The organism is Citrobacter sp. S39, from assembly GCF_009495675.1.
In the GTDB taxonomy this organism is placed as follows: Bacteria; Pseudomonadota; Gammaproteobacteria; order Enterobacterales; family Enterobacteriaceae; genus Citrobacter; species Citrobacter freundii.
Genome location: NZ_CP045555.1, coordinates 4795384 through 4806164 on the forward strand (window position 1 = coordinate 4795384; position 10781 = coordinate 4806164).

General features: G+C 50.8%; 7 protein-coding genes, 2 tRNA genes and 2 rRNA genes. 3 read left to right on the forward strand and 8 right to left on the reverse strand.

Annotated features, from left to right (window positions below; translation table 11 throughout):
- Positions 1-7 precede the first annotated feature (7 nt).
- Both gloB and mltD read left to right on the forward strand, forming a co-directional pair.
- Positions 8-763 carry a hydroxyacylglutathione hydrolase gene (gloB, locus tag GFB57_RS22895; RefSeq protein ID WP_003031418.1) on the forward strand — a complete coding sequence of 252 codons (756 nt, stop codon included), beginning with the start codon at positions 8-10 and terminating at the stop codon, positions 761-763.
- A 71-nt stretch (positions 764-834) separates the two neighbouring features.
- On the forward strand, positions 835-2193 hold the full coding sequence (gene mltD, locus GFB57_RS22900) for a murein transglycosylase D (protein WP_003031421.1): 1359 nt from the start codon (positions 835-837) through the stop codon (positions 2191-2193).
- A gap of 49 nt (positions 2194-2242) precedes the next feature.
- Here the strand turns inward: mltD and GFB57_RS22905 are convergent, their stop codons facing one another.
- From GFB57_RS22905 to GFB57_RS22915, 3 genes are all read right to left on the reverse strand, one after another.
- Complete coding sequence (locus GFB57_RS22905) at positions 2243-3013, reverse strand: class I SAM-dependent methyltransferase (protein ID WP_003031424.1); 771 nt, start codon at positions 3011-3013, stop codon at positions 2243-2245.
- Between the two features lie 76 nt (positions 3014-3089).
- The gene (locus tag GFB57_RS22910; protein WP_003031427.1) at positions 3090-3890 is read right to left on the reverse strand and encodes an endonuclease/exonuclease/phosphatase family protein; all 801 of its coding nucleotides are present in this window, start codon (positions 3888-3890) and stop codon (positions 3090-3092) included.
- 131 nt (positions 3891-4021) lie between these two features.
- Positions 4022-5197 (reverse strand): MFS transporter, encoded by a 1176-nt coding sequence (locus tag GFB57_RS22915; protein WP_003031429.1) that lies wholly within the window; start codon positions 5195-5197, stop codon positions 4022-4024.
- Between the two features lie 104 nt (positions 5198-5301).
- On the opposite strand from GFB57_RS22915, the gene yafC reads away from it, so the two are divergent.
- Positions 5302-6216 carry a DNA-binding transcriptional regulator YafC gene (gene yafC, locus GFB57_RS22920; RefSeq protein ID WP_003031431.1) on the forward strand — a complete coding sequence of 305 codons (915 nt, stop codon included), beginning with the start codon at positions 5302-5304 and terminating at the stop codon, positions 6214-6216.
- 21 nt (positions 6217-6237) lie between these two features.
- Here the strand turns inward: yafC and dkgB are convergent, their stop codons facing one another.
- The 5 genes from dkgB to GFB57_RS22945 all read right to left on the reverse strand — a co-directional run bounded on the left by dkgB (position 6238) and on the right by GFB57_RS22945 (position 10745).
- Positions 6238-7041 (reverse strand): 2,5-didehydrogluconate reductase DkgB, encoded by an 804-nt coding sequence (gene dkgB / locus GFB57_RS22925; RefSeq protein WP_003031432.1) that lies wholly within the window; start codon positions 7039-7041, stop codon positions 6238-6240.
- A gap of 164 nt (positions 7042-7205) precedes the next feature.
- A tRNA-Asp gene (locus GFB57_RS22930) sits at positions 7206-7282 on the reverse strand.
- Between the two features lie 55 nt (positions 7283-7337).
- A 5S ribosomal RNA gene (gene rrf, locus GFB57_RS22935) occupies positions 7338-7453 on the reverse strand.
- Between the two features lie 90 nt (positions 7454-7543).
- Positions 7544-10450: ribosomal RNA gene (locus tag GFB57_RS22940) — 23S ribosomal RNA — on the reverse strand.
- A gap of 219 nt (positions 10451-10669) precedes the next feature.
- Positions 10670-10745 (reverse strand) — tRNA-Glu (locus GFB57_RS22945).
- Positions 10746-10781 lie beyond the last annotated feature (36 nt).

A 10781-nucleotide genomic window follows, 5' to 3' on the forward strand; every position in this document is an offset into this window, starting at 1 on the left:
GTAATATATGAATCTTAACAGTATTCCTGCATTTCAGGACAATTACATCTGGGTCTTGTCAAATAATGACCAGCATTGTCTGATTGTGGACCCGGGTGAAGCGGCTCCTGTTCTGAAAGCCATTGCAGAGCATAACTGGGTGCCTGAAGCCATTCTGCTAACCCATCATCATCAGGATCACGTGGGCGGAGTGAAAGAACTTCTGCAGCATTTCCCACAAATAGTGGTATACGGACCGGCTGAAACGCAAGATAAGGGAACGACACACATAGTCGAAGATGGTGATATTGCACTCGTTTTGGGGCATGAATTTAGGGTAATTGCTACTCCGGGTCACACTTTAGGACATATCTGTTACTTTAGCCATCCTTACTTATTTTGTGGTGACACACTCTTTTCTGGCGGTTGCGGTCGACTTTTCGAAGGCACAGCGACCCAAATGTATCAATCACTTAAAAAAATAAACGCCCTTCCTGACGATACATTAATTTGTTGCGCACATGAGTACACATTAGCAAACATGAAGTTTGCCTTAAGCATTCTCCCGCACGATTCGTTCATAAATGAATATTATCGTAAAGTTAATGAGTTACGCGTAAAAAAACAAATGACACTACCCGTAATTCTGAAAAATGAGCGGCGAAATAATCTTTTTTTAAGAACGGAAGATATTGATTTAATTAATGAAATTAACAAAGAAACAATATTGCAACAACCTGAGGAGCGTTTTGCCTGGTTAAGGTCAAAGAAAGATACGTTCTGACAATTCCGGGTTGCCTTTTGAAAACTTCGCCGTTATGATCGGTCGTCTTTTAAGCAACTATTGACACACACATGAAGGCAAAAGCGATATTACTCGCCTCTGTCCTGCTTGTTGGGTGCCAGAATACTGGTAACGTCCAACAACACGCACAGAGCCTTTCTGCAGCTGGTCAAGGGGAAGCAGGAAAGTTTACAAGTCAGGCGCGATGGATGGACGACGGAACATCTATCGCTGCTGATCAAGATTTGTGGGCTTTCATTGGTGACGAGCTAAAGATGGGAATTCCGGAAAACAGCCGGATTCGCGAACAGAAACAGAAGTATTTACGCAATAAGAGCTATCTCCACGATGTAACTTTACGGGCAGAGCCGTATATGTACTGGATAGCCGGGCAGGTTAAGAAACGTAACATGCCTATGGAACTGGTACTACTACCCATAGTGGAGAGCGCTTTTGATCCTCACGCAACGTCTGGCGCCAATGCCGCAGGTATTTGGCAGATCATTCCGAGCACGGGGCGCAATTATGGTTTAAAACAGACCCGCAGTTATGATGCACGTCGCGACGTTGTGGCTTCCACCACCGCCGCGCTGGACATGATGCAGCGTCTGAACAAGATGTTTGATGGCGACTGGCTGCTGACCGTTGCTGCTTATAATAGCGGTGAAGGTCGTGTCATGAAGGCAATCAAAACGAACAAAGCTCGTGGTAAACCCACTGACTTCTGGTCGTTGCCATTGCCTCAGGAAACGAAGCTATACGTGCCCAAAATGCTGGCATTGAGCGATATACTCAAAAACAGCAAACGCTATGGTGTACGTCTGCCAACAACAGACGAAAGCCGCGCGTTGGCACGTGTTCGCCTGAGTAGCCCGGTTGAGATGGCTCAGGTTGCCGATATGGCGGGTATTTCCGTCAGCAAGCTGAAGACCTTCAATGCAGGCGTGAAAGGTTCCACGTTGGGTGCCAGCGGCCCGCAATATGTGATGGTGCCAAAGAAGCATGCAGAGAAGCTGCGTGAGTCTCTGGCTTCAGGCGAAATTGCAGCCGTGCAGTCAACGCTGGTCGCGGATAACACGCCGCTGAACAGCCGTAGCTACAAAGTTCGCTCTGGCGATACGCTTTCTGGCGTTGCTTCACGTCTTGGCGTGAGCATCAATGACCTTAAGCAGTGGAATAATCTGCGCGGGTCGTCGCTGAAAGTAGGCCAGAATCTGACGGTGGGCGCTGGCAGCAGCGCACAGCGACTGGCGAACAACAGCGATAGCATCACCTATCGTGTGCGTAAAGGCGACTCGCTCTCGAGTATTGCCAAACGCCACGGGGTTAACATCAAGGATGTGATGCGCTGGAACAGCGATACGAATAATCTACAGCCAGGCGATCAGCTAACGTTGTTTGTGAAAAACAACGACATGCCGGACTCCTGATAGCATTGTAGAAATGAAGGCACTGGTTTCCCCCCAGTGCCTTTTTCATTTATCCCGCTTTATGTGCCTCAACCATTATCGTGTCGCTGGTAAACGAGCCATCTCCCTGTAACGCAAAGTAGTCTTTCACTTGTGCAGAAGCACTTTGTTGGTAGGCACGAATCGCGTCGCTCAACGCTGCAGGCGTACGCATCCGCGCCACCCACGAACTGAATTCCAGCGCCAGACGATCGGTTAACAAGGTATCGGCAATCAGATTGGCGTCATTGATTAACGACAACCACTCTCCGCTGGAATAGTTGCGTACGTGTGAGGTATCGCGTAACGCCTCCACGGTTTGCAACCAGATATCACGTACTGGGTGGCCAGGCGACATCACATCCATCACAATCAGTACACCACCGGGCTTCAGAACGCGGTTCACTTCCCGCAGCGCGCGCCCGACATCATGCCAGTGATGCGCAGAATAGCGGCTAATCACCACATCAAATACGTTATCTTCAAATGGCAGGCTCTCAGCATACCCCTGCCGTGTGGCGATATTTTCCAGGCCTCGGTCTTTTGCCGCCTCAGCAACCACTTCAAGCATCTGCGACGATAAATCATAAGCCACGACCTGCTTTACGTATTGCGCGGCCACAAAGCTGGCGTGCCCTGCTCCGCATCCCATATCCAATACGCGAGCCTGCGGAAATGCCGACAACCTTTCCCCCAGACGTTGCAAGTCACGGCCAGAGGCGTGCACCGTACTGGTTAAATAGGCATTAGCCTGAGAGCCAAACTGTTTTTCGACGTTGTCATGGTGAGAGCGTGTTGTCATTGTGTTGTCCTTCGGTTGTTATGAAATATGAAGGGCAACCATCACAGGCCTGCCCTATGGCAGACCTGACACACCGTTATTGTTCAGGTTTGCCGGGACTGAATTCAACGAGTAGCGGGTTGTGATCGGATGCACGGGTGACCAGCACAGAGGCTTCACTCACGTTCAGACCGCGATAGAACACAAAATCAAGAGGGCGACCAAACGCACGGCGGCGCTGATCGTCAGTAAAGCGAACCTGGCGCAGCGACATTTCACGCGCAAAGCGGTACAGCGCATTCATCCGTCGACGGCTCCAGGCATTAAAATCGCCAGCCATGATCACCGGACCGCTGTGATGAGCAATCTGATCGCCAATGGGAAGTAACTGCTTACTATAGACATCAACGCCAAGGCTAAAGTTAACCGCGTGGATATTCACCACCATTAACAGCCGAGTGTCAGGCAACGGGTACACCGTCACCAGCGCCGATTTCGCCAGCCGTAAAATAGGCTCACGCTCGCGCAATGGACAGCAGTAAACAGGATGAGCAGCAGAGAGCGTCATGACGCCAGAGGGATGCTGAGGTAGCACAAAGGCGGGAACCTGGTCGGCAGCAAGATAGTTAGCGGTCGCAAACTGCACCAGTTCTGGCGTGGTTTGTGCTTCCTGCAATAACACCAGATGCGCATCTTTGCCAAAATTCTTCAGCACCGACTGCCATTCTGCGCGCTGCTGTTTAAAAATATTCCATACCAGCACGCGTATGCGATCTTCACTGCTTAACGGAACGCCTGCGGGTAATGCCTGGCCAATATGCGCAAACGACCCCGGCGGTAAAATCCGCTCGGCGGGTTGTCCGGCAACATAACGCATGGCATAGGTGTTTTTTCGCACTTTAGACTTTCAAACCTCTGTAACGTCAACCAGTCCGCAGCCGGACTGGTTCTTCTGTTATAGGGATTTTAGCACTCACTTTCAACGAACAATTGCAGTTTGTTTTGTAAGTGGGCGCTTACATCAATGATTTACCCCAAAGCAACGCGTGCGGGCTTATCAAGACGACCGCTGAGTCCCATCAGCAGGAACGCAACCAGGACAATAAGTGCGCCAATCCACGGCGTCTGCGCCAAACCATAATGCTCGACCGTTTGTCCACCAATCACTGAACCCAGTGCAATGCCAATGTTAAACGCCGCAATATTCAACCCTGACGCCACATCTACAGCATTAGGCGTAAATTGTTCCGCTTTCTGTACCACGTAGACCTGCAACCCCGGTACGTTACCAAAGGCAAAGATCCCCATTACCAGGATGGTAGCCAGCGCGGCATACTGCGTAGAAGCCGTCAGTTGGAAAACCATCAACAGAACAAACAACGCGGCGAAAATGAATTTCAGCGCAGGAACAGCACCATGCTTATCCGCCAGCTTACCACCCCAGATATTACCGATAGCCACTGAAACACCGTAACCCAGTAAGATCCAGCTTACTGCTGCCGGAGAGAATCCCGCCAGCTCCTGCATCATCGGTGCCAGGAAGGTGAATGCCGTGAATACACCACCGTAGCCCAGTGCCGTAACGGCATAAATCAGCAACAGACGGGGATGAGTCAGCACCTTCACCTGGTCGCGAATGCTGGCGGCTGCACGACCGGGAATGTTGGCGGGGATCAACAACTGGCTACTGATCAGTGCAATCACGCCTAACATTGATACCGCAAGGAAAGTCTCGCGCCAGCCAAAGTGTTGACCAATAAACGTTCCCAGCGGCACGCCGGTTACCAGCGCCACCGTTAAGCCACCAAACATAATGGCGATGGCGGAGGCCGCTTTCTCTTTCGGCACCAGACTTGTCGCGATGGTAGAACCAATCGAGAAGAATACACCGTGTGCCAGCCCAGTCAGCAGACGAGCGACAATGAGTGTCATATACCCGGGAGCCTGCCATGCCAGCAAATTCCCCGCCGTAAACAGAACCATCAGCGCAACCAGTAACTGCTTACGTGGCAGGCGTCCGGTCAAAGCGGTCAGTACCGGTGCGCCAATCGCCACACCCAGCGCATAGATGGAAACCAGCATCCCGGCGGAAGGTAACGAGATCGCCAGTTGTTGAGCGATAGTCGGCACCAGACCAACAATCACAAACTCAGTAGTGCCTATAGCGAAGGCACTAATTGTTAGTGCAAATAAAGCGAGAGGCATAAATAACTCCGTAACATCAGTAATCAGATGACACGCAGTATGCCTGGATGTTTTAATGACAAAAATATTCAAAATCTCAATATAATTTTGCGTCAGGTGCAAAAATGAAAGCAACCTCTGAAGAACTTGCGATTTTTGTAGCGGTAGTGGAAAGCGGCAGCTTTAGCCGGGCGGCAGAACAGCTTGGACAAGCCAATTCCGCGGTCAGTCGGGCAGTAAAAAAGCTGGAGATGAAACTGGGCGTCAGTTTGCTTAATCGAACGACCCGACAGCTAAGTCTCACTGAGGAAGGAGAGCGCTATTTCAGGCGGGTGCAGCAGATACTGCAAGAGATGGGTGCAGCAGAAACGGAAATCATGGAGTCGCGTAATACTCCGCGCGGCCTGCTGCGCATCGACGCAGCAACACCGGTGATGTTGCATTTCCTGATGCCGCTAATCAAACCGTTCCGGGAGCGGTATCCCGAGATGACGTTGTCTCTCGTCTCCTCGGAAACATTCATCAATCTTATTGAACGAAAAGTGGATGTTGCTATACGAGCGGGTACACTGACTGACTCGAGTCTACGTGCGCGTCCGTTATTTACCAGCTATCGCAAGATTATTGCCTCACCGGAGTACATTGCCCGTTTTGGTAGACCAGAGACCGTCGAGGAGTTAAAACAGCATCTGTGTCTGGGGTTTTCCGAACCGGTTTCGCTCAATACCTGGCCGATTGCCTGTAGCGACGGACAGCTGCATGAGGTCGAGTGTGGCATTTCTTCCAACAGTGGGGAAACGCTAAAACAGCTTTGCCTGAACGGCAACGGCATCGCCTGTCTTTCAGATTATATGATAGATAAAGAGATCGCGCGGGGAAAGCTAGTGGAACTGCTGGCCGATAAACGTCTGCCGGTAAAAATGCCTTTCAGCGCCGTTTACTACAGCGATCGTGCGGTCAGTACACGTATTCGTGCATTTATAGACTTTTTAAGTGAATATATAAGAACAGCTCCCGAAGGAGCTGTAAAAGAGGGGTAAGGGATACACAGGATCGGGCAATTAATCCCAGGCAGGAGCCAGACCTTCCGGGCTGACCAGACGATCGTTGCAGTCCAGTGCCGCGATCATTTTTTTATCTTCGGCATCCAGATGCAGTTCCAGCGCCAGCAGGTTGCTTGCCAGGTTTTCACGTTTGGTAGAAGAAGGAATTACGGAGTAACCTTCCCCCATTGCCCATGCCAGAATAACCTGCGCCGGGGTCGCGTTATGTTTAGCGGCAATGTGCGCAATCACTTCATCTTTCAGCGCGTTACCGTAAGCCAGCGTCATGTAAGAGGTGATGTGGATACCGTGTGCTTTCGCCCAGTCAACCACCTTACGGCTCTGAAGATACGGAGAAAGCTCAATCTGGTTGGTCGCAATATTGTCTGCACCTACTGCGGCAATGGCTTTTTCCATCAGCGCAATAGTGAAGTTTGAGATACCAATTTCACGAGTCAGTCCCTGCTGTTTTGCTTCGAGCAGCGCCAGCATGAATTCCTCAACAGATACAGCATCTCCTGGAGATGGCCAGTGGATCAGCGCCAAATCAACATAATCTGTACGCAGTTTCTTCAGGCTTTCTTTCAGACTTGGGAGCAGTTTTTCTTTGCTGAGATTTTCAATCCAGATCTTGGTGGTGATGTATAGTTCGTTACGCGGTACGCCGCTTTCGGCAATCGCCTGACCAACAGTCGCTTCATTATCATAGATTTGCGCAGTGTCGACAGCACGGTAGCCTAGTTCAAGCGCCGTTTTAACAGAAGCGATAACCACGTCGTCTTTCAGGCGGAAAGTACCCAAACCGAATGCAGGGATAGCCATAGAATTCCTCTTTTTAATCACTATGTTCATCAACTAAGAGGATTATGACTTCCAGCTCTTTATATAAAAAGAGTGATAAATGCAGAGGATTTTTGCGGATGTAGCAATAATTAAATTGCAGGCAAAGAAAAAGCCCTGAGCTAATGCTCAGGGCTCTTAATAAGTGGCGGAACGGACGGGACTCGAACCCGCGACCCCCTGCGTGACAGGCAGGTATTCTAACCAACTGAACTACCGCTCCACCGAATTTCTTTGTCACTACCCGGATTCTTCATCCCGGTTTACTGCAATTTGATGCCTGGCAGTTCCCTACTCTCGCATGGGGAGACCCCACACTACCATCGGCGCTACGGCGTTTCACTTCTGAGTTCGGCATGGGGTCAGGTGGGACCACCGCGCTACAGCCGCCAGGCAAATTCTGTTATTAACCCGCTTTTCGCCGGTTAATCTTATCTGTATCAAGCTGAATGTCGTCTCTTCGCCAAAACATCTTCGGCGTTGTAAGGTTAAGCCTCACGGTTCATTAGTATCGGTTAGCTCAACGTATCGCTACGCTTACACACCCGACCTATCAACGTCATCGTCTTTAACGTTCCTTCAGGAGACTTAAAGTCTCAGGGAGAACTCATCTCGGGGCAAGTTTCGTGCTTAGATGCTTTCAGCACTTATCTCTTCCGCATTTAGCTACCGGGCAATGCCATTGGCATGACAACCCGAACACCAGTGATGCGTCCACTCCGGTCCTCTCGTACTAGGAGCAGCCCCCCTCAATTCTCCAGCGCCCACGGCAGATAGGGACCGAACTGTCTCACGACGTTCTAAACCCAGCTCGCGTACCACTTTAAATGGCGAACAGCCATACCCTTGGGACCTACTTCAGCCCCAGGATGTGATGAGCCGACATCGAGGTGCCAAACACCGCCGTCGATATGAACTCTTGGGCGGTATCAGCCTGTTATCCCCGGAGTACCTTTTATCCGTTGAGCGATGGCCCTTCCATTCAGAACCACCGGATCACTAAGACCTGCTTTCGCACCTGCTCGAGCCGTCACTCTCGCAGTCAAGCTAGCTTATGCCTTTGCACTAACCTCCTGATGTCCGACCAGGATTAGCTAACCTTCGTGCTCCTCCGTTACTCTTTAGGAGGAGACCGCCCCAGTCAAACTACCCACCAGACACTGTCCGCAACCCGGATTACGGGTCCACGTTAGAACACCAGCCATTAAAGGGTGGTATTTCAAGGATGGCTCCATGCAGACTGGCGTCCACACTTCAAAGCCTCCCACCTATCCTACACATCAAGGACCAGTGTTCAGTGTCAAGCTATAGTAAAGGTTCACGGGGTCTTTCCGTCTTGCCGCGGGTACACTGCATCTTCACAGCGAGTTCAATTTCACTGAGTCTCGGGTGGAGACAGCCTGGCCATCATTACGCCATTCGTGCAGGTCGGAACTTACCCGACAAGGAATTTCGCTACCTTAGGACCGTTATAGTTACGGCCGCCGTTTACCGGGGCTTCGATCAAGAGCTTCTCCTTACGGATAACCCCATCAATTAACCTTCCGGCACCGGGCAGGCGTCACACCGTATACGTCCACTTTCGTGTTTGCACAGTGCTGTGTTTTTAATAAACAGTTGCAGCCAGCTGGTATCTTCGACTGATTTCAGCTCCATGAGTAAATCACTTCACCTACATATCAGCGTGCCTTCTCCCGAAGTTACGGCACCATTTTGCCTAGTTCCTTCACCCGAGTTCTCTCAAGCGCCTTGGTATTCTCTACCTGACCACCTGTGTCGGTTTGGGGTACGATTTCGTGTTACCTGATGCTTAGAGGCTTTTCCTGGAAGCAGGGCATTTGTTACTTCAGCACCGTAGTGCCTCGTCATCACACCTCAGCGTTAAAAAGGTACCGGATTTACCTGGAACCTCCGCCTACATGCTTAAACCGGGACAACCGTCGCCCGGCTAACATAGCCTTCTCCGTCCCCCCTTCGCAGTAACACCAAGTACAGGAATATTAACCTGTTTCCCATCGACTACGCCTTTCGGCCTCGCCTTAGGGGTCGACTCACCCTGCCCCGATTAACGTTGGACAGGAACCCTTGGTCTTCCGGCGTGCGGGTTTTTCACCCGCATTATCGTTACTTATGTCAGCATTCGCACTTCTGATACCTCCAGCATACCTCACGATACACCTTCAACGGCTTACAGAACGCTCCCCTACCCAACAACACATAGTGTCGCTGCCGCAGCTTCGGTGCATGGTTTAGCCCCGTTACATCTTCCGCGCAGGCCGACTCGACCAGTGAGCTATTACGCTTTCTTTAAATGATGGCTGCTTCTAAGCCAACATCCTGGCTGTCTGTGCCTTCCCACATCGTTTCCCACTTAACCATGACTTTGGGACCTTAGCTGGCGGTCTGGGTTGTTTCCCTCTTCACGACGGACGTTAGCACCCGCCGTGTGTCTCCCGTGATAACATTCTTCGGTATTCGCAGTTTGCATCGGGTTGGTAAGTCGGGATGACCCCCTAGCCGAAACAGTGCTCTACCCCCGAAGATGAGTTCACGAGGCGCTACCTAAATAGCTTTCGGGGAGAACCAGCTATCTCCCGGTTTGATTGGCCTTTCACCCCCAGCCACAAGTCATCCGCTAATTTTTCAACATTAGTCGGTTCGGTCCTCCAGTTAGTGTTACCCAACCTTCAACCTGCCCATGGCTAGATCACCGGGTTTCGGGTCTATACCCTGCAACTTAACGCCCAGTTAAGACTCGGTTTCCCTTCGGCTCCCCTATACGGTTAACCTTGCTACAGAATATAAGTCGCTGACCCATTATACAAAAGGTACGCAGTCACCCCATAAAGAGGCTCCCACTGCTTGTACGTACACGGTTTCAGGTTCTTTTTCACTCCCCTCGCCGGGGTTCTTTTCGCCTTTCCCTCACGGTACTGGTTCACTATCGGTCAGTCAGGAGTATTTAGCCTTGGAGGATGGTCCCCCCATATTCAGACAGGATACCACGTGTCCCGCCCTACTCTTCGAGTTCACAACCTGTGCATTTTGGTGTACGGGACTATCACCCTGTACCGTCGGACTTTCCAGACCGTTCCACTAACACACAAGCTGATTCAGACTCTGGGCTGCTCCCCGTTCGCTCGCCGCTACTGGGGGAATCTCGGTTGATTTCTTTTCCTCGGGGTACTTAGATGTTTCAGTTCCCCCGGTTCGCTTCATTACGCTATGTATTCACGTAATGATAGTGTGTCGAAACACACTGGGTTTCCCCATTCGGAAATCGCCGGTTATAACGGTTCATATCACCTTACCGACGCTTATCGCAGATTAGCACGTCCTTCATCGCCTCTGACTGCCAGGGCATCCACCGTGTACGCTTAGTCGCTTAACCTCACAACCCGAAGATGTTTCGTAAAACACCATCGTGTTGCGAAAATTTGAGAGACTCGAACACACCGCTTTTCATTTCTTATTACGGAGAAATGAAACAGTGTGTCGTTTCAATTTTCAGCTTGATCCAGATTTTTAAAGAGCAAATATCTCAAACGTCACCCGAAGGTAAGTTTTGAGATATTGGGGTCGGCGACTTTCACTCACACATACCAGCAAGTGGCGTCCCCTAGGGGATTCGAACCCCTGTTACCGCCGTGAAAGGGCGGTGTCCTGGGCCTCTAGACGAAGGGGACGTATAAGTCTCAATCGCAAGACGCCTTGCTATTTAC